General features: G+C 46.5%; 14 protein-coding genes, 2 tRNA genes, 1 other RNA gene and 1 pseudogene. 10 read left to right on the top strand and 8 right to left on the bottom strand.

Translation table 11 applies throughout. The annotated features are described in order from the left end of the window. Positions 1-21 precede the first annotated feature (21 nt). From STSP1_RS10060 to trpB, 8 genes are all read left to right on the top strand, one after another. Positions 22-1680 (top strand): sigma-70 family RNA polymerase sigma factor, encoded by a 1659-nt coding sequence (locus tag STSP1_RS10060; RefSeq protein WP_085756211.1) that lies wholly within the window; start codon positions 22-24, stop codon positions 1678-1680. Between the two features lie 802 nt (positions 1681-2482). Next, positions 2483-2555 (top strand) — tRNA-Asn (locus tag STSP1_RS10055). Positions 2556-2674: 119 nt separating this feature from the next. Then, complete coding sequence (locus STSP1_RS10050) at positions 2675-2941, top strand: GIY-YIG nuclease family protein (RefSeq protein WP_226997531.1); 267 nt, start codon at positions 2675-2677, stop codon at positions 2939-2941. Between the two features lie 542 nt (positions 2942-3483). Beyond that, the gene (locus tag STSP1_RS10040; RefSeq protein WP_085756209.1) at positions 3484-4035 is read left to right on the top strand and encodes a DJ-1 family glyoxalase III; all 552 of its coding nucleotides are present in this window, start codon (positions 3484-3486) and stop codon (positions 4033-4035) included. Then, a complete protein-coding gene (locus STSP1_RS10035) occupies positions 4032-5273 on the top strand; it encodes a hypothetical protein (protein WP_085756208.1) in 1242 nt (413 codons plus the stop codon). Before STSP1_RS10040 ends, STSP1_RS10035 begins: the two co-directional genes overlap by 4 nt. 16 nt (positions 5274-5289) lie before the next feature. Next, positions 5290-5658: an STAS domain-containing protein gene (locus STSP1_RS10030; protein ID WP_161491709.1), complete on the top strand. Its 369-nt coding sequence runs from the start codon at positions 5290-5292 to the stop codon at positions 5656-5658. Further along, the gene (locus tag STSP1_RS10025; RefSeq protein ID WP_085756206.1) at positions 5658-6056 is read left to right on the top strand and encodes an ATP-binding protein; all 399 of its coding nucleotides are present in this window, start codon (positions 5658-5660) and stop codon (positions 6054-6056) included. The genes STSP1_RS10030 and STSP1_RS10025 overlap by 1 nt, the downstream gene beginning before the upstream one ends. Positions 6057-6088: 32 nt before the next feature. Further along, positions 6089-7288, top strand: coding sequence for a tryptophan synthase subunit beta (gene trpB / locus STSP1_RS10020; protein ID WP_085756205.1), 1200 nt, complete (start codon positions 6089-6091; stop codon positions 7286-7288). 227 nt (positions 7289-7515) lie between these two features. On the opposite strand, the gene ssrS is transcribed toward trpB, so the two are convergent. The 3 genes from ssrS to STSP1_RS10005 all read right to left on the bottom strand — a co-directional run bounded on the left by ssrS (position 7516) and on the right by STSP1_RS10005 (position 14936). Next, a non-coding RNA gene (ssrS, locus tag STSP1_RS10015) (6S RNA) lies at positions 7516-7702 on the bottom strand. A 48-nt stretch (positions 7703-7750) separates the two neighbouring features. After that, the gene (pheT, locus tag STSP1_RS10010) at positions 7751-9763 is read right to left on the bottom strand and encodes a phenylalanine--tRNA ligase subunit beta (RefSeq protein WP_085756204.1); all 2013 of its coding nucleotides are present in this window, start codon (positions 9761-9763) and stop codon (positions 7751-7753) included. 139 nt (positions 9764-9902) lie between these two features. Then, positions 9903-14936: a M26 family metallopeptidase gene (locus STSP1_RS10005; RefSeq protein WP_085756203.1), complete on the bottom strand. Its 5034-nt coding sequence runs from the start codon at positions 14934-14936 to the stop codon at positions 9903-9905. Positions 14937-15161: 225 nt separating this feature from the next. Between STSP1_RS10005 and STSP1_RS10000 the strand changes: the two genes are divergently transcribed. Further along, positions 15162-15246: transfer RNA gene (locus STSP1_RS10000), tRNA-Ser, on the top strand. Positions 15247-15293: 47 nt separating this feature from the next. Here STSP1_RS10000 and STSP1_RS09995 read toward each other — a convergent pair. Continuing rightward, on the bottom strand, positions 15294-15650 hold the full coding sequence (locus STSP1_RS09995; RefSeq protein ID WP_085756202.1) for a DUF362 domain-containing protein: 357 nt from the start codon (positions 15648-15650) through the stop codon (positions 15294-15296). A gap of 39 nt (positions 15651-15689) precedes the next feature. Further along, complete coding sequence (locus STSP1_RS09990; RefSeq protein ID WP_085756201.1) at positions 15690-15893, bottom strand: FmdB family zinc ribbon protein; 204 nt, start codon at positions 15891-15893, stop codon at positions 15690-15692. Positions 15894-16203: 310 nt separating this feature from the next. Between STSP1_RS09990 and STSP1_RS09985 the strand changes: the two genes are divergently transcribed. Continuing rightward, positions 16204-16998: a hypothetical protein gene (locus STSP1_RS09985; protein ID WP_085756200.1), complete on the top strand. Its 795-nt coding sequence runs from the start codon at positions 16204-16206 to the stop codon at positions 16996-16998. Positions 16999-17032: 34 nt separating this feature from the next. Here STSP1_RS09985 and STSP1_RS09980 read toward each other — a convergent pair. From STSP1_RS09980 to cmoB, 3 genes and pseudogenes are all read right to left on the bottom strand, one after another. Further along, a pseudogene (locus STSP1_RS09980) lies at positions 17033-17146 on the bottom strand (DUF1698 domain-containing protein); the annotation flags it as partial. Between the two features lie 107 nt (positions 17147-17253). Continuing rightward, entirely contained in the window at positions 17254-18876 is a 1623-nt protein-coding gene (locus tag STSP1_RS09975; protein WP_085755470.1) for an IS1634 family transposase, read from the bottom strand. Positions 18877-19090: 214 nt separating this feature from the next. Next, positions 19091-20056 (bottom strand): tRNA 5-methoxyuridine(34)/uridine 5-oxyacetic acid(34) synthase CmoB, encoded by a 966-nt coding sequence (cmoB, locus tag STSP1_RS09970; RefSeq protein WP_161491708.1) that lies wholly within the window; start codon positions 20054-20056, stop codon positions 19091-19093. Positions 20057-20112: the final 56 nt, after the last annotated feature.

Below are 20112 nucleotides of genomic sequence, written 5' to 3'. Positions count from 1 at the left end.
AGTTTATAAACGGAAAACATTATGGCTGATTTCAGAACAGACAAAATCAAAGGGCTGCTGGCTGATGTACGCTTCTCTCCGATAAGGGTTAAGCTGGAAATGCTCGAGAAGGCCGAATCGCTATACTGCCTCCTCGAGACTAGCAAGCAGTATCCTTATGAATTTGTATGCAGCAAAATCACAGGATACAACCCTGGCGGCGAGGGCGAAATCGAGATCCTAGAAGGCAGCAGCGTTCAGGCCGATGTGAGGCTGTTTATCCTTGAGCTCAGCAAAACAGTAAGCCAGCCTGCAGCAATGCTCAATCAGCCTGCATATTCTATTGCCTCGCTCGCAGAGGAGCTTGGGGTTTGTGATAAGACTATCCGGCGATGGAGAAGCTTCGGGCTTATAGTTAGATACCTCGTATTTGAAGACGGCATAAAAAAACTCGCTGTAACTCAGCAGTCCTTAGAGCATTTCAGGAAGCAGAATCCGGAAATAATTAAGAAGGCATCAAGCTTTAATAGGCTTTCAGAGGAAGACAGGCAGAATATCCTTGAGCTTTCAAAACAGCTCAAAGAAAGCCGGCCGGATATCACAAGAAGCAAAGCAGCGAAACTGATCTCTGAAAAAACTAACCGCAGCTTTGAAACGGTTAGAAGCACCCTGCAAAACGCAGAACAAAAAGAGCAAAGCGATATTTACCTCCCGAGAAAAGGCAAGGTGAACAGCAAAATACAGAAGCAGATCAGCGAGCTTTATGCGGGCGGGAAAAGCGTTTGCGATATCTGCAAAATGTTCGGCTGCAGCCGCTCGAGCGTGTACAGAGCAATCAATCGCAGCAAGGCAAAGAGGATAGAAGCGGTGGAGCTTGGTTTTGTTGATTCGCCTGATTTCCAAAAGCCTGCTCAGATGAGAAAGATTGAAGAGAAAAAAATATTTCTTCCATCTCCGGTTGAGGTAAGCACATCGCCTGATGATGTAAACCGGTATATCAGCAGGATAAATAAGATCCGGCCGGCAACCCGTGATCAGGAACGCGAGATGTTTATTAAGTACAACTGTTTGAAAAAGCTTTATCAGCAGGAAAAACAAACGCTGAATCTTTCCTCGCCTTCAGGGAAGAAACTTCAGAAAATGCATAAGAGGCTCGAAGAAATAGAGAAAATCAAACACGCTGTTTTTCAGTCTAATCTGAGGGTTGTAATAAATATTGCTGCAAAGCATATCGGAAAACACATCTCGTTCGCAGAGCTGATAAGCGAGGGCAATATGGCACTATTCCGCGCAATAGAAGGCTACGACTACACAAAGGGATTTCGATTCTCAACGTATGCCGGCTGGGCGGTGGTGCGAAGCTTCGCAACGCTCACTCCGTCCGATTCGCTGCCTCTGGAAGATTCAGTTCATACGGATATGCGGAATGTGGATGCAAGCTCGGTGCCTGTGGTTGAGCAGGCCGGACGGGATTTGGAGGAGGTGATCTCGGCAAATCTCGAGCCAAAGGAGCAGTTTGTGGTGAAAAGCCATTACGGCCTCGATGACCCATCGCTGATTAAGAAAAAGAAGAAAACACTCAAACAGATTGGAAAAGAGCTCGGCGTGAGCCAGGAAACAGCAAGGCAGATTGAGCTTAAGGCCCTGCAGAAACTCCGCCACTGCCTCTCTGTCGATATGTTCGACAAACTCCTGAAATAAACAGATGCAAATAACAGAAGCTGCGAGGCAGAAAATGCCGGCAGATGGGAGCTGGTGCACTGCGAACAGTACAGCACAAGATCAGAAGCTATGAAACGTGAAGCTTGGCTGAAAACCGGAATCGGAAGAGAATGGCTTGATTTCAACACCGGCAGAACCTGTCCGCCGCAGGCGGATTAACCGCTGGGCTGTGGAGTGCCAAGATTACGCTGCTTGAAATTCCAGCTCAATTTTATGTGTCCTGCGGGAAGGGCAGAAAATTTCACAGTTTTTATGTTCTTTTTTGATTTCTCCGCTTGACACCGAACGTCAAATTAGTAGTATATCCCGTCTATTGCACGCTGAATAGCGTTTATTCCTCGATAGCTCAATCGGTAGAGCGAGTCCGCCGCAGGCGGATTAACCGCTGGGTTGTGCAGTGCCACGATTACGCTGCTTGAAATTCCAGCTCAATTTTATGTGTCCTGCGGGAAGGGCAGAAAATTTCACAGTTTTTATGTTCTTTTTTGATTTCTCCGCTTGACACCGAACGCCAAATTAGTAGTATATCCCGTCTATTGCACGCTGAATAGCGTTTATTCCTCGATAGCTCAATCGGTAGAGCGAGTCCGCCGCAGGCGGATTAACCACTGGGTTGTGCAGTGCCAAGATTACGCTGCTTGAAATTCCAGCTCAATTTTATGTGTCCTGCGGGAAGGGCAGAAAATTTCACAGTTTTTATGTTCTTTTTTGATTTCTCCGCTTGACACCGAACGTCAAATTAGTAGTATATCCCGTCTATTGCACGCTGAATAGCGTTTATTCCTCGATAGCTCAATCGGTAGAGCGAGCGGCTGTTAACCGCTAGGTTGTAGGTTCGAGTCCTACTCGAGGAGTTTTATAATACTCAACCGCTAGGTTGAAAGAAAATCTTAAGTATCATTGAACAGATTAATAATGCGCTGCCGGAGAAATCTTGCAGTGCCTTTTCAATGGAATCTTGGAATTGTTTTGGGTGTATGTAATCATAAATAAAGAAGCTGGCAAGCGATATATCGGTCAGACAGAAAACCTTGGCCGAAGGCTCGCAGAGCATAACGGAGCCAGCATAAACAAGCATAGATTCACTTCAAAATATGCCGGCAGATGGGAGCTGGTGCACTGCGAAAAATACAGCACAAGATCAGAGTCTATGAAACGAGAAGCGTGGCTAAAAACCGGAATCGGAAGAGAATGGCTTGATTCCAAGATCGGTAGAGCGAGTCCGCCGCAGGCGGATTAACCGCTAGGTTGTAGGTCGAAGATTGGCCGAAGGATAAATCGAGTCCTACTCGAGGAGCTTTATAGGGTTTTGCAGGGAAATGCAAAGCCCTGTTTTTTTGCCGCAAAGTCTTGCAATCGCAAGGGTTTATATCACCTTCCGCTTTACCTTCCTGCGTTTCCTTGCAACTGCTTACAGCGGATTTGTGCAGACTTTTTTGCAGACCACCTTTTGCGGTCTCGATTATCTGCTTCTTTCATTTCTGAATCTGTTACCTGTCCATAGTGTTTCAGCGCAACGCCGGCAGAATTACCAATCCAAGCTGTCGCTGCAACAATACCAACTTCTTTGATTAGCTCAGTCACTCTGTGGTTAATATATATATTTCCTCCTGAGTCTGTCCACCGCAGGCGGGACGGAGCACAAAGCTTTGCCCAAAAATAATGTCTCACGCCCGTACTGCCGTATCGTAACATTTTATTTTCTAAATTTGAAGTCTTTGTTATAATGCTCAGGAGCCGGAAAGAAATTTTATTCTGAACTCAAATAGAGGAGAAGAAAAAATGAGCAAAACAGCGCTTTTACCCATTGCAGAGGGCAGCGAAGAGCTCGAAGCTATTACTGTTGTCGATGTTTTGAGGCGAGCCGGCACTGAGCTTACAATAGCTTCGGTGGCCGATATTTCTGTAACAATGAGCAGAGGCACTAAACTCGTGGCTGATGCCCCTATAGAGGTGTGCTCTGGGAATGAATACGATCTTATAGTTCTTCCGGGAGGAATGCCCGGGGCCGAGCATCTGAGAGATTCCAGAATTCTAACCGAGATGCTCAAAACTCAGGCTGAGGCGGGTCGCTTGTATGCTGCAATATGCGCATCGCCAGCGATAGTGCTTGCCTCTCACGGGCTTATGGCGGGCAAAAAAGGCACCTGCTACCCCGGGCTCGAACATTCACTTGCAGACAGCTATCTTGAAGGCGAGGATGTTGTGGCAGACGGAAACTGCATAACAAGCAGAGGCCCCGGAACGGCTATGGCGTTTGCCCTCAAGCTTGCGGAAATGCTCGAAGGAAAAGATACTGCCGAGAATACTGCCAGAGGTATGCTTGCTGAATGAAGGTTTATATAAAATTACTATTGGCAGCCGCCGCCCTTCTAACAGCAGGCTGCGGGAAAACAGCAGACACCACTGAAGCAAACCTCCAGAGCCAGGAGCAAAGCAGTGAAGCAGAGTCTCAAGAGGCCGGCTTAACGTTTATGCTTGAAAAGCTTCCGGCTGTTGAGTCTGTGCAGCTGTGGGAAAATGCCTTCGCAGAAGGCGGGATTGTTATAACCACAGAGCATTATGCGGTGCATTCAACGCTGAAAGACTTCCTGCTCACCCGAAGGATCCCGCTGTTTCTTGAAACGCTTCACAGCCGCTTTCAGGAGGTATCGGGGATAAGCACGGTTTCCCGACGCCCGAGTGATGTGTATCTATTTGCCGAGCGGGAGCAGTGGGAGCTGTTTACCGAGGGCTTCACAGCGGAATACTGGCCGTATTTCAAGAACATAAAAAACGGCGCCTTCTACCACAACGGTGTCTGCGCAGCTTACAATTTGGGACTGAACAAAACGCTCTCGCTTTTAGCCCACGAATGCTGGCATCAGTTCAGCAGAAGGCATTTTCGCTATCAGCTTCCTGCATGGATAGATGAGGGGATGGCGATGAGCTTTGAAGGCGTACGCTTCACCGACGGCGGATTTGATTTCAACCCGAAATACAACAAGCTGCGAATTCAGGGGCTAAGCAAGGCAGCGGCGGATAATTATGAGATATCTTTCACCGAGCTATTGAAAATCAACCCCACCTCGCTTTTCAAAGAGCCCAATCCTGAGAGAACGAACGCCTACTATTCCAAGCTTTACAGCTTTATCAGGTTTCTCAGGGAATACGACAAAGAGAACTACGCCTCCAAGCTCTTTTCCCTTATTCAAGACGGAGCGGAAGGCAAATGGGACATCAGCAGAAACATACTTGTAAATCTCGAAGACAGGAATGTAACGCTGAATACAGCCGTAAACCGCAAAGCGGGAGTAGCTGTGTTCGAGGAGTATTTCGGTTCGAACTACGAAAAGATGGAAAAGCAGTACCAAACCTTCAGCTATTCGCTGATAACAAAGGGCGGCAAAAAAAGCTCAGCCAAAGGCGAACTGGACAGTCCAGGGCTTAGTAGATATAATAAAGGCGGAAGAAATACAGGAAATAAATCCGCCGGGGGAAGCTCGAATGCTTCAGGCAGATTCAAGGGCTTCGGGGAAAAACCCGGCCTCGGCGGCTTCGGCTCTAACAAAGACACTCAGCCCCGGCTGTAAATATCAGGAGATAAATATGAACAACCCAGTAGTAAGTGTCAGATATGCAGGGAAGGTGGTAATAGTAGAGATTACCATCCCAAGGCTTCTTGAAGATGCTCAGATTTTGTCATTGGAAGAAACGCTTAACCCGCTGGTGGAAGAATGCAGGCCTACGAAGATGATTATAGATTTCAGCCGAGTAGAACATCTCAGCAGTTCAGCGCTTGGTGTTTTGATTCGGATAAACAGCGAAATCAAAAAGCAGGGCGGCTTCTTGAGCTTGTGCGGAATTAATAAACGTATCCTGGAAATTTTCAAAATCACCAAGCTCGACCAGGTGTTCACCATTCGCAAGGATGTAAGCGAATCGCATAAGGCAATACTGCTTTCAATTAACGAGTAATGGAGAAATCTGAAACATTGTGCGTCAGTTATCCTGCACAAACCCAGCAGCTTTGCGATAAGATTTTTGCTCCAGCAGGCAGCGAGATTTCATCCGACACTGTCTGGTGGCTGAGGCTCGCGGTTGCTGAGGCTCTTAACAATGCGATTGTGCACGGTAACAAGCGTGACCCGGCCAAGAAGGTTACTGTAAACTTTTCCTGGACAGACCAGGCCTTTTCTGTAACAGTAACCGATCAGGGGGAGGGTTTTGAAAGAGAAAAGCTTATAGACCCTACTGCAGATGAAAATCTGAATAAAACAACGGGCAGAGGTGTTTATATAATCAAATACGTTATGGATGACGTGCAGTATAACGATAAAGGCAACAGCATTACGATGACAAAATATTTTAGTTAAGTTTTAATAAACAAAATTCAGAGGTACTAAAAATGGCATTAGAATTCAGCGCAATGCCCGATAAGGAAGGCTATTTCGGGGAATATGGAGGCCAGCAGATACCGCCTGAGCTGAAGGCGGTTATGGATGACATCTCTGCGGCTTACGAGAGAGTAACAAGCACCGAGGATTTTCAGGCAGACCTTGCCAACCTCTACACTGATTACGTAGGCAGGCCGAGCCCGATCTATTTTGCCAAAAAGATCACAGAAAAGGCCGGCGGGGCAAATATCTACTTAAAACGCGAAGACCTCAACCATACCGGAGCACACAAGATAAACCACTGCCTCGGCGAGGCGCTTCTTGCAAAATATATGGGCAAGACAAAAGTGCTTGCGGAAACGGGCGCTGGGCAACACGGAGTGGCTCTGGCTACAGCGTGCGCGCTGGTTGGAATTGACTGCGAGATCCATATGGGAGAGGTGGATATTGTTAAAGAGCATCCAAATGTTACCAAGATGAAGATTCTCGGATGCAGGATTGTGCCGGTCTCGAGGGGAACGAAAACGCTGAAGGATGCCGTTGACAGCGCATTTGAGGAGTATCTAAGAGACCCAGACAACTTTATGTATGCAATCGGCTCGGTTGTGGGGCCTCATCCTTTCCCGAAAATGGTTCGGGATTTCCAGAGCGTCGTGGGCAGGGAAGCAAGGCAGCAGATTCAGGAAAAAACAGGCAGACTCCCTGACGTTGTTACCGCCTGCGTAGGCGGGGGGTCTAATGCTATCGGCATTTTTACGGCCTTTCTGAATGATGAGGATGTAGAGCTTGTGGGCGTTGAGCCGGCCGGCCACGGACTGAACACAAATGAACACGCCGCTACTATAACAGCAGGGAAAAAGGGAACGATACACGGCTTCAAATGCTATAATCTACAGGACGACAAAGGCAATCCCCTTCCGGTTTATTCGATCGCCTCAGGCCTGGATTATCCGGGCGTTGGCCCGCAGCACTGCTATCTGAAGGACATCGGAAGGGTTCGCTATGAAACTGCTGACGATGAGCAGTGTCTTGAGGCATTTATGCAGCTCTCTCACCTCGAGGGGATAATACCTGCTTTGGAAAGTGCTCATGCCTTGCATTTTGCGATGCAGGAAGCCGCAAGGATAGGCAAAGGCAAGAATATCCTCGTTAATCTCTCCGGAAGAGGGGATAAGGACGTGGATTTTGTAGCTGAAAAGCTTAATCTCTAATATCACGTTATTGCAGAACAAGATTTTATAAGCCGGAAAAAGTTTTTCCGGCTTTTTTTGTTTGCCCTGAATGTTCAACAACTTGGTGGTGCAAGTCCACTGCCGGCTCGGCAGTAGAGACTGCCCCCTTTAGTGCGTCTAAAAGGAGATTCCTTTTCTGAGCTTTATGCTTAAAACCGCTCTGCGAAAAAAAAACAGAGCCCGCCAGAAGCGAGCCCTGCTGATATCTAACCTCCGCGGGTGCCGTTCGGAAAGCGATTGCAAGAACCCTTGCAATCAACGTGGGCAGCCGGCCAAGCAGTTTGAAAGTCCTGGTTTTTCAGGCATTTCCTCCCCGCAGGGCTAACGAGCTTCCCTATATAAACTTCATCGGTTCTCCAATTAAGCTGACCGTAACGAACACCGCAGAAGCTCAATTCTAAAACAGATTATATCATTGCCGAAAGGCCAATTCAAGCAAAATCAGCTTGTTCTCAGCTCTGCATTGAAATTGTTAGTTAAAGCCTTTATGAGAGGCTTTTCAAACTCATCCACCTGTTCGTGGGTGAGTGTGCCGTCGTCATCCCTGAAAACTAACTGCATTGTAAGGCTTTTCCTGCCTGAAGGTATTGGTTTGCCTCGATATGTATCTACATAATCATACTGCTCAAGCTGCTCCGGGGCGTTTTCTTCGATTACCCTTTCGATATCGAGCCATCTGAGCTCTTCAGAAACTATAAGCGAGATATCCCGCTCCACAGACGGAAACTTCTGAAGCCTTGCCACTTTGAACTGCTCGCCCATGAGTGAATAAATCTTATCGAAATCTATTTCAAGCATCGCAGGCTTGGTATCTTTGAGGCCTATCTTATCGCATACGCTTTTTGAAAGCCTTCCGCAGATGCCGACGCTCTCGGAATTTATAAACACCTCGCCTCCCGGCTCAGCCCAGCATACAGAAGCAGGACGCACCTGAACCGATGCTGTTTTGCTGTAGCGGCGAACAAGCCCTTCGACAATGCCTCGCAGCTCTCTGATTTCTGCCTCAGCTATGAATGCGAGTTTGGTTTTTTCGTTTAGTTCAGAACCGTCGAGTTCATAGGTGTCTGCTATCTCGTAAAATTTGCAGCCGGCATTTCCGAAGTTCTTGTTGTTTTTCATAACCTCAGCAAGACTGCCTGCGAGAGTTTGCCTTAAAAGATTAGAGTTTTTCCGCGAAACATCTTTCACTGCCATATATTCCTTCTTAGATCTGCCCGTAAACAGTTTTGCGTTCTGCGGATCTGTGAAGGTTATGCCGAGAGTTTCGAAATAGCCGCAGGCGTTGAGGTATGTGCCCACCTGCTGCATACATTTTTGGCGCGGGTCGGCCTTTGCTGCACGGATTGTAATTTTATCTTCCACAGGAATCTTATTATATCCGTAAACCCGTGCGATTTCTTCAATCAAATCGATTTCTCTTGTGATATCGTTTCTCCAAGTTGGAGACTTACACTTCAACTCACCGCTTTTCTTGTCTGCCTGAGGATTGAAGCCTAAGTCCTCGAGAATGCTGAAAACCTTTTTCTCCGGCACATCAAAGCCGAGAATCTGAGAGAGCCTTGCCGGCCTGAGCGTAATTTCGGGGATATCTTCAAGCTCTGCACAGCTGTCTGCAATGCCCTTTGCTGCCGCCCCGCCGGCAACTGAAGTGATAAGCTGAGCGCACCGGCGAGATGCCCACTCGATGCTGCGGATGTCTATATTCCTCTCAAACCGGAAGCTCGCTTCAGAACCAAGCCCCAGCCTTCTTGCGGTAGTGCGCACACTGACGGGATCGAAGAACGCCTCTTCAAGGAGAATTTTCGTTGTGGTCTGGCTTACTTCTGTCTCAAATCCGCCCATCACCCCTGCAATCGCTACAGGATTCTCCTCATCAGCTATCACAAGCTGATCGGGCTTGAGCTCGCATACGCTGTGATCTATCGAAGTGAGCTTCTCGCCTGAGATTGCCTTGCGTACGTTTATCGTGTCGCCTGAGAGCTTATCATAATCAAAAGCATGCGGGGGCTGTCCGCACTCAAGCATAGCGTAGTTTGTGGCATCAACAACGTTATTCACGCTGCGAAGCCCGCTGGCCTCGAGCCTGCGAACCATCCATTCAGGGCTCGGACCAACCTCAACACCCTCGATATATCTTGCTGTATAACGTTTGCAAAGTTCGGTCTCGTTTATGTTTACCGCCAGATGACGGCCAACCTCAGAATCCAGCTCCTTAAGGCTCACTTCAGGCAGCTTCAGAGGGCTTCCCGTGGCAACGGAAAGCTCCCTCGCAACGCCCATATAGCTAAGGCAGTCGCCGCGGTTGCTCGTTACCTCGATGTCGAGAACCGTATCATCGCCGAAGCTGATCATCTCCTCAAGCGGAAAACCAAGGTCGCTGAGGATATCCCCAATCTCTTCGGGGCTTATGTTCAGGTCTATATAATCCTTTAACCATTCCAGAGAAATCTTCATTTCATCACCAAATTAAATTAGCTTATTTTGCTTGTAAAGCCCTGAATTGTACTGAACGAATTCAATTTCTCAAGGAAAAGCAGTCAGATTCAGATGAAAGACGGGTCTGCATGAGGCAAACCCGCCGCTAACTATTGTTTTAATGTTCCTCTTTAAAATCTTTTGTGTAAATTGCAAAATCCAGCATATCCACTATTCCGTCAGCGTTTATGTCATCGTAGTATTCAGTGCCTTCTGTAAGCCAGCTATCGAGCAGGAGGTTCAGGTCTCCATAACCCACGGCTCCATTCCTGCTGATATCTCCGCCCCACAACGCTCTGAATCCTGCGATAGCAGGCGGGCTGTCCGGTATTGGGATCCATATATCTTCCGTGCCGTTATCAGATTCATTGATAAGATCCCAGCCTTCCTCTTTTAAATCTGAATCAGTAAAGCTGGAAGATTCAACCCCTTCGGGAGGATCGAAATTAGACGGGCATTGATAGTCATAGTCGTAAAGACATGCAATATGCCTGCCATCTGAATAAACCGCAGAGCCGTAAATCTCGCTTACTGCATCGGGGTAAGAGAAATCGGCGAATTGTATTTCAATATCATTTTCCCAATGTTCTGGGAAATTCGTCCAGCTGTCGGTGTATGAGTATTCGATGAGTCCGCTGTTTCTAAAACAGAAACCGGCAAACTTGTCATTGAAATATTCGTTTCCAGCCCCGAGGCCTCCCTGATAATAGCAATTTGATATAGCTGAATTTCTGTCGTTAGCTCCGCAGAAGCCGGCAATCTGGCCGGAAAAGTCTTTGCCGTAAACGTCTGCTTCGCACCAAGATTTCTCAATAATGCCTCCTGATTCGTTGCCTCCGGCAAATCCTGCGGTGTATGTTGAGGCATACCCGCCCACTGCTTCGGCCTTGCTGCATGTCATAGTGATATATCCGCCTGAGTTTACTCCCACAGCCCCACCGAGCATCCATGAACCGTCTGAACCTGTTATGCTGCAGCTTGAGGTGCATTTGGATTCTTCAATTGTGCCCGAATTTCCGCCTGCCAGACCGCCTGTGTACCATGCGCCTTCGGTTGATTCTACTCTGCTGTATTGGAGCTTGCAGTCATAGATAATTCCGCTGTTGAGGCCTGCGAATCCGCCGGTATAATCCCAACCGACAATCAGAGAATTATAAATTTTGCAGCACTGAATTACGCCTTCATTCACATCTGCCAGCGATCCAAGGTTTGGTTGAGTTTTAGAGATTCTGGCGTTATCAATGATAAGATTTCGCACTGCCCCATCTGCAGCGATCTCGCTGAACAGACCTCCTTCGCAGCTCTCGCCGTTTGATTTGAGGTTGAATAATTTAAACCCGTCTCCATCGAACTCACCTGAAAAGGACTCAGGCATACTCGCAGAATAGTTAAAGCCCTTGCAGTTTATATCTTTGATAAGCCTGAAAAAGCCTTGAGGGAAGTCTTTAATTTCAGACAAATCTCCAATTGAGGCAATAAGCAGAGGGCTGGATTCCGTGCCTTCGCCTTTCTCAGATGCCGGGCGGTACTGCGCGGTAACGGTGAGCTCACCGCTTATTACACTGAAATCTGAATCCCAGCCTGTCCACCACCATCCTGAATCCGGCTCAATCAGAGGCGAGCTTGCTGACAGCCCATTCTTTACCTGCTGCACAGAATCGTCTGAGACTATCTGGCCATGCAGACCTGCTGAGAAGGTAACAGTGAATTCATCCTCCTGCTGGTAAGAAAGTTTGGGCAGCTCCCCGGGCACATAATGCCATATATCTTCTGAACCGTTTCTGTGGGAGCCTGCAAAATCCCAGCCGGCATCAAGGAAAGTATCTAAAGATCGCATCTCAGAATCACTTTTACCTTCAGCAGCGTCTTCGCTGGAGGCATCAAAACCCGACTCCGGAGCAGTATTTTCATAATTCCAGAAACAGCTATAAACATAAGAACTGTTGTGATGGATAAATCCATAATTTTTATTTACCTCGTACTTATAATCAAGGTATCCAGAGCTGTAGCAGTTGATAATTATTCCTTCCGGTTCACTTCCTACGAAACCCCCAATATCATTATAAAGATGGGATTGAATTTCAGGTACTGTTATATCTGTGTGAGAATAACAGTTTTGAAATTTGACAACATCGCTAAATAAATAAGCACAGAAACCGCCTGCCGCATAGCCATCTCTAATATTGATGCTGCCCGCTGAAAAACATTGATCGAATAAGGAGAAAGGGCCATAAACACTACTCCCTGTACCACCGGCATAACCTGAAAAACCTCCGGAACTACTCCCGTAATTGCAAATCAAAGGCAACGAGCCGCAGCGAAAGAATTCAGAATTCTCTGTTCTGCCAACTAATCCTCCTAAGCTAAAACCTTCTTTGCAGTAAATTTTTGCTTCTGATTCAGAGTATTCAGTCGAACTGAACTTAGCATGCCCGATCATACCGCCAGCATCTCTGGTCAAAGATATTTGTTTTCCATAAACGTATTGATCTTTATGAATAGAAGTTAGCTCGACAACGGATTCTGAAAAACACTCTGTTACATGGCATTCATTAATTTTACCGATGAGCCCGCCTATTTTCTGCGTTCCAGTTACTGATGCATTTGCTGTGCAGCCTGTAATCGTGCAGTTTTCCGCTGAACCAGCAACAGCCCCAACAAGAATAAATCCATTAGCACTCCCTGAGACGGAGCAGTTTTGGATTTGTCCGCCCTCCTGCAGGCCAATGAGACACGATACCTCGTTCACACCAATCGAGGTAACATCAATCGAATGGCAGTTTATCACATCACTTTTGCTTAAGGCAATCGGGGCGGTTTTGAAATCGCCGGTATTATCTGAGGGACGGTCTGCCTTAATCTTGCAGTTTCTGAAGGTAAGATTTTTTATTACGCTTCCCTCCGCAGTTTCCCTGAATATACCAACGTTTGGGGATGAGAGATCTGCCTCAACTAATGCATTGAAGATCTCGAAGCCACCTCCATCGAATGAGCCGGAGAATGTTTGATCTATTACTGCATTGCTTAAACTCAAGCCCGCAAGGTTTATGTCGTTAACCATTATGTAATGGGCAGAAGGGGCCTCATTAACCGCAAACAAATCTTCCGGCGTTGCTACCTTGAACGGATCTTCGGAAGTTCCGCTGCCTTTGTTTTCTATGGGCTGATAGGTTGCTGTGAAGAACGTATCTGAATTTATTGAGCTGAAATCGCCGTCCCAGCCTGTCCACCAAAGCCCCTCCTGCGGGGTTACAATAGGCGAAGCAGCGCTTGCGCCGCCCAGAACTTCCTGCTGGGCAGAGCCGGAAGTAATTTCGCCGCTATCACCTGCTGAGAAGCTAACACTGAAAAGATCATTCGTATTTTCCCAGAAAAGCTTTGGCGCATCAGCGCCGGCAGGCATATACCAAAAATCATTTGTGCCGTTGAAATCATCCTCCATAAAATCCCAGCCTGCTGCAAGGAAGGTTGACCGGTTCGCCATATTAGCAGAAGGCAATCCCCCAATAAGATTAACATTTTTGAGTTCCGTTTCAGGCAATTTGTCAAGATTCCAGAAATAGCCATTTAATGTCTTAAAACAGCCGGAACTGTCGATACAGTCAGGATAAGAAAGTATTTCGCCGGAATGGTTGATGGTCATATTTGCATGGCAAAATCTGATTTGACCATCCGAAGCGCTGTTGCCGATAAATAAATATAATCCTTCGCAACTCTCACCTTGTTGCGTTTGAATAGTTCCATCACAATAACAGTTTGCAACAGTTTGTTCATTTTCAGCAACAAACCCCGCTACTATTTCCAAATAGGAGTCTGCTGTGATTATTGAACTGCTCTTACATCTTGCAATTTTGTTTTTGTTTTTTGCGCAGAACCCTGCAATTAATACGTTAGCCCCCTCACAATTTATGCTGCATTCTGCAGAGCAATTGAATAGTGATGTTTCGTTTACACCAGCAAACCCTGCTACGATGTTATTTTTGCCCGAAATATTTATAGCTATCTGGCTGCTGCAGTATTCAGCGGAAGTTCCTGCAAGAGTTTTGCCGGCAAATCCACCTACGTAAGAGCAGTTCGCAGCTGAGTTGATTTGCCCCTGTGAAGATAGGCAGCTTGTTAGAGTGCTCTCTTCAATAACACCAGCAAAGCCGCCAAGATTAGAGATTTCTCCTTCAAAAGCCAAGTTCGCAGTAACCTGACAATCACTCAATTCGCAGCCGGCGTCTATTTTACCTGAAAAACCGCCTACAGAATTGCTTGAGTTTCCTGAAATATTTATTGTGCCATTTTCAGCAGAGCAGTTTTCGATTTGGGTGCCGAAAGACAGACCGCTGAAACCGCCGTTATACAAATTTGATCCAGCCGATTCGGGTGCATTGATTGTTATATCTGGCTGGGATGAGCAGGAGGAAATTGTGCAGAGGTAATCCTTGCCGATAAACCCGCCCAATCTCTCTGAAACTTCTGTCATTGTGAATGTGCAATCTGCGGTGCAGTTTGCGAATGTGCATTCGCTGGCTCTTCCGGCAAGTCCGCCCACGGCATTAGTATTCTCGCCGGCGGCATCACCTGTTTCAATGCCGGCAGAGGATGAGCAGTTTGATACTGTACTGCTGAATCCAACGCCGAGTAGTCCGCCATAGGCCATTCTGCCGGAAACTGTTCCGCCGGAAACTGTGCAGTTTTCTATTGATGCGCCGCTGAATTCGCCGGCAAGTGCGCCGAGGAAATCCAGCCCGCTGATTTGAGGCGATTGAAGCGTAAGATTTTTCACTGATGCCCCATCTCCAAGCCTTCCGAAAAGACCCTTATAGTGGCGAAGGGAATCCTCCGAGTTTTCCGGATAGCTTACGTTGAGCCCGATTATCGAATGCCCCTGCCCGTCTAATGAGCCGGTAAAGGCGGGCAGATCGGTTGTGAGCCCATCCTCTCCGTTTTGCGCATAAGGGGCTACTGGGCTGCTGAGATACGAATTGCCGGAAAGGTCAATATCATTAACGATGAGGTAATGAGCATCAAGTTCGTTATTCACCGCTTCGAGGTGATTGGAGGTTGAAATCTGGTATGGATCAGCCTGAGTTCCGCTGCCTCCTGAAAACCCCATTGCCAAAACCGGAATTACCAACGCTGTTAAAAAAGCAAACCTGTTCATTTTTTCTCCTTAGTTTAATTAACGTACTGAAGATATTATATCTCGTTCCTTAAACACCGCAAGAAAATTTGCCAGAAAATTGCTTTTTATCCGTTAGATAACTGTTTGCTGTAGTTTAGGGCAAAATTTCAATGAAGGCTTTAAGGTTTGGAAGATTTTGTGAAAAACGGTTGATATCCAATCACATTTTTTTATAATTCCTCTCTCGCTCAGGGAAACTCTAACGGAGGAGTGACCGAGTGGCTGAAGGTGGCGGTTTTGAAAACCGTTGAACGGAAACGTTCCGGGGGTTCGAATCCCTCCTCCTCCGCTTTTACAGAACCGCTCAGCGGTTCTTTTTTTTTGCCCGCAGGGCGTTTAAGTTTGTTCGTCCTGCATCTGCTCGATTCGTTCGATCGTCATATTAGCAACTTTCGCCTTCATTCTGTAAAAGCGTTTAATCCTCTCGAAAAAATCGCTCTTATCCTGAAGTGTTTGAAAGTGGTTTAATTTCTGCTGAACATCAGATAAATTTTCCTCAATCAGCAAAGGGATTTTCTCGCTGTCGTGCCGGACGGCCTCTTTCGGGCATACATCATGACACTTTCCGCAACGAATACATACAGCCTCATCAATCTCCGCCGAAACTCCCTTAACCACAGAAATCGCATCCACGGGGCACTCTGCCTCGCAGATCCCGCAGCCTACGCACATATCTTCATTTACCCACGGCATAATTACTCCTGTCTAAAACATATTTTCGATTAGCACTGTTTATGAAAACGGACACGTACCCGTCGGGCAGCTTCCTGAATCCGAAGAGCCCGAATCGCTCACTGCCGAAAAGCTTGAAATCAGCTTTCTTACCTTGGAACTGCCGCATTCCGGGCAGGTCTGCTTCTTCTCTGAGCGAATAGACTTTTGGAAAAACTGAAACTTCTTGCCGCAGTCTTCGCAGCTGTACTCATACATCGGCATAAATTTCTCCTTTCAAAAAGAATTAACAATTTTGCGTTTTTGAGATAAATCGGCAAAATCCGTGCCGAAAGGTACGAAAATTGCACCTTGCAAACCTATTGAAAAGAAAAGGCTAATTTGCCAATTCAGGTATGCGCAAACTTGCAGTTATTAGCGCTTATTTGTTGATTCGGGTTGGCGCTGATGTAATATGAAGGCATTGAAATTAGAAAGATATTCACGGCGAAACATCAATACGTTATAATTGCTATGAGAACAAACGGACATTGCTAAAGTATCCTGAGATATACTTATTAAACAAAGGCAGTAAATGAGAAAGAAAATAAACGATACATTAAAAGAACTGCTCAAGCACTCACCATACACCTTCGGGGGGGCTGCTATTGGTCTGCTGTGTATGATTTTGTTTAATAAAATTTTCCCTGATTCCGGACACGGATTGTTTAAGGTTTTTCATCCCGGCCATATCATTCTATCGGCATGGGCTACCACGCTTTTATTTAAGAGCAAAACCTTCAGGGCTTCCTTCTGGAAGGTGTTTCTGGCCGGATATATCGGCTCTATAGGCATAGCAACTCTGAGCGATTCGGTGATACCGTTTATGGGTGAGGAAGTGATGGGGATATCAGTGCCCGTACACGGCCATGAACATCACCAAGAAGGCAGCGGCCAAGATGCACATCAAAACGCCCATAATGAACACGAACATAACATTGCTGAGAAGAGCCGTAATCACAGCGAAGATGCAGACCACTCTGCGCACACTGAACATAATCACAAATCTAAAGGCGTGCATATAGGCTTTATTGAAGAGCCGCTTCTGGTGAACGGCTCAGCGATTTTTGGAATCATTCTGGGATTTTTGTCTCATTCGGCATCACGAATACCGCACTTTGTGCACGTTTTAATAAGCATTTGGGCATCAACGGCGCATATAATGATGAATACTGCCAAGGAGCTTACTCTGCTGAATTACGGAGGTATTCTGATTGTGCTTTTTGCGGCGGTGCTTGTGCCTTGCTGTTTGAGCGATATTATTTTCCCAACGCTTGCGGCAAAATATACGGGCAAAGATCCGTCAGAACTGAGCCATCATCACCATTAAAATCGAATTCAAAATTATTCATATCCGCATAAAATTACTTTGAGGCTGTAAAAGCTGCTCTTATAGGAGCTTGGTGGCCTTCTATGGTTTTGGTTTTGTCTTGCGGATCGAGAAAATCGTCGAGCGATTCGAAGCTCATCCAGTCGGTTTTTCCTGACTTCGGCGGTAAATTTTCATAAGTGCCTGTCAATAAAGGACTCGATTTTTTGCGCAGGCACTACAACCCTGTTTTTTTGAGTTTTTTCAGGGTCTGTGTTACATCTTATAGGGTGTGGTATCTGCGCTCAGATTAACTGTTTTGTAGAGTTTCCTTGCGTCCTCGTTAATCTTTGATGGCAGCACATATTTGCATTCGCTTTTCTTATCCCAGAGGATGCTAAGCTGCACGTGGTTTAGCGCATTTACCATTCTTGCCACAGACATCGCCTCGAATCTTAGCCTAACCCTGTATGCCAGATTCCTCGCGCAGGTTAGAGCGATAAAGCATATCAGTATATGGGCTTTGATTCGTTTCGGTGTCCAGTGATATATCGGCCGTATCTTCAGCTCGTGCTTGCTGATCCTGAAGCACTCCTCAATTAGCCAGAGCTGCTTGTAATGCTCTACTACTGCCGAATCATCCATATCCTTAACATTCGTTATAACGCCGTGAAGGCCATCAAATTTCGCTGCCTGAGCATATTTCTCTTCATTTATCTCGCAGTTTACCTCGCCGGTAACTCGCATAAATTTCTTGTAGCCGTAGTTGCTTATAAGGGATTTGGGGTTACTGCTCTTTTCAAGCTTCTCACGAAGTTTTCTTATAGCTTCGTCCCTGTCGTGTTTATTCTTTTTGGCGAGCTTGTCGCTGTAGGTAACAATTAGCCTTCTGTTCTTGCCGTAATCAAAGCTTCTGAGAGGAGCAACGGATTCTGTAATCTTTGCTTTCCATTGATCAGTGAGGCTTTTTAGCCTCGCTGCTACGATATATTCCACTTTCTGCTCTTCAAGGTAATCCAGATTAGCCTTGCTCAGCATTGCGCTGTCTGCGGTAAATATAACACGCTTGAGGTTGTATTTCTCTTTGATCTTAGGAATAACAGTGTGCAGAGTATGCCCTTCATACTGATTGCCGGGGAACACCTCATAACCAACTGGAAGCCCCTCTGATGTTGAGAGAAGGCCAAGCACAACCTGCGGCTGATTGAACTTCATATCCTTGCTGTAGCCGTTCTTTTTGAGCTCATCTTCTGTAAATGATTCAAAATAGAGGGTGGTGCAGTCGTAAAACAGAAGGTTTATCTCTTCGCCTAAAAGCCCTTTAGCAGCCTTGTGAGCGTGGTTTTGAGCCTTGCTGATAATATCATCTGTGATGTTGTCCATCATCCTGTAAACGCTGTCAAGAGAGAGACTGATGCCGAAGTCTTTAGATAGATCCTGAACACTGCCTCGCTTACTGACCGGATTTGCAAGCCTTGCCATGGTAATGTGGCGAAGGTTTCTGCGAGCAGCCTCTTTGCGTTTATCAAAAAGATTGTTAAATCCGAGCTCGTCATAGATGCTTCCGAACACCTCATGGATGCCGGTGGTGATGCGTGCCTGCTCCTTAATATCCTTCAGATTTACGTTTATAGGCTCATCATCGATCTTTTTGCGGGCTTCTATAGCAGCCTCTGCAAGCTGCTCAGGCTTGAAAAGTGCCGGCGTTATCTCCGCCTCAAGTTTAGCCTTCTCGAATTCGGCGAGATCTTTGAGACGGGTAACATCCTCTTCTGTGAAGGCAGTGCCCATATGACGTACTATACGCTGGCGAGGCTGATTCTTCTCGTTGCGATAGCTCGCAACAATCTGAACAGATCTCTTTGGGCTGTTTTTTGATTTTTTTACTCGTATAAACATAAACACAGATTATACGAAATAAAAATATTATGTCAATATAAAAATAAAATTAGGCACTACAAGGAAGCCAGCCCAAAACACCACCCGTAACAGCCTCAAAACGCACTTTTCGATGAGTTTTCCGCAATACAACCGCCGAAGTCAGGAGATCCGTCAGAACTGAGCCATCATCACCATTAAAATCGAATTCAAAATTATTCATATCCGCATAAAATTACTTTGAGGCTGTAAAAGCTGCTCTTATAGGAGCTTGGTGGCCTTCTATGGTTTTGGTTTTGTCTTGCGGATCGAGAAAATCGTCGAGCGATTCGAAGCTCATCCAGTCGGTTTTTCTCTGCTCTTTTGAAGTTGTGGGGGTTTTATCTATCATGGAAACGTTCTTGAGCCCTGCATTTTCGAGCCAGCGCATAATCACAGAGGGAGAAGCAAGATTCCATACGTTTCTCATTTTGGCGTATCTGCCCTTCGGAGCGAAAATCACATCTTCGCGTGAATCAATAATCAGCGTTTCCAGCACCACCTCTCCGCCTTTACGCAGGTGGCCGGCGAGAGAATTGAGGTGCTCTAATGCATCTCTTCTGTGGTACAATACGCCCATAGAAAAGACGGTATCGAAAGCCTCTGAATCTTTAGGAAAATCATCAATCCCCAAAGGGAGGACGAAATTCCTGCTTGAATCGAAATACTTATTCAAAGCAAGGAACTGAGCCACGAAAAGGAGGGTAGGGTCTAATCCTAAGACAAGCTCCGCCCCGCCGGCGAGCATACGATAGCCGTAATACCCGTTGCCCGAGCCAACATCCAGCACTTTCCGGCCGCTGAGGGAAGAGATTTTATCCTTTATTCTCTCCCATTTCAGCGAGCTCTTCCATTCGGCATCAATATGTACACCGAAAATATCGAAAGGCCCTTTTCGCCAAGGGTGGAGCTGCTTGAGTGAGCGGGAGATTTTCAGCTGTTCTTCAGCAGCAATCTTAGCATTTGCCGCTGCAAAATCCCCGCTGAAATCCACGCTTTCAGGCCTAATATCCGGCATATCCTCAACTGCCTCAAGCCAGCGGTCAAAATCTCCGTGGGAGGGAGCTGAGAATACGGCATCAGACTTCTGCCTGACCTTAGAAACTAATTCTTCCGGAAGATTATCTTTTAGCCGTTGAAAAAATAAGTTGTATGCGTTCATATTGCTGAATAAAAATACAGGCCGCCGACTAACAGCCAGCAGCCCTAAAATCATAA

This window comes from Sedimentisphaera salicampi, assembly GCF_002117005.1.
In the GTDB taxonomy this organism is placed as follows: domain Bacteria; phylum Planctomycetota; class Phycisphaerae; order Sedimentisphaerales; family Sedimentisphaeraceae; genus Sedimentisphaera; species Sedimentisphaera salicampi.
This window is presented reverse-complemented; position numbering and strand designations above follow the sequence as displayed.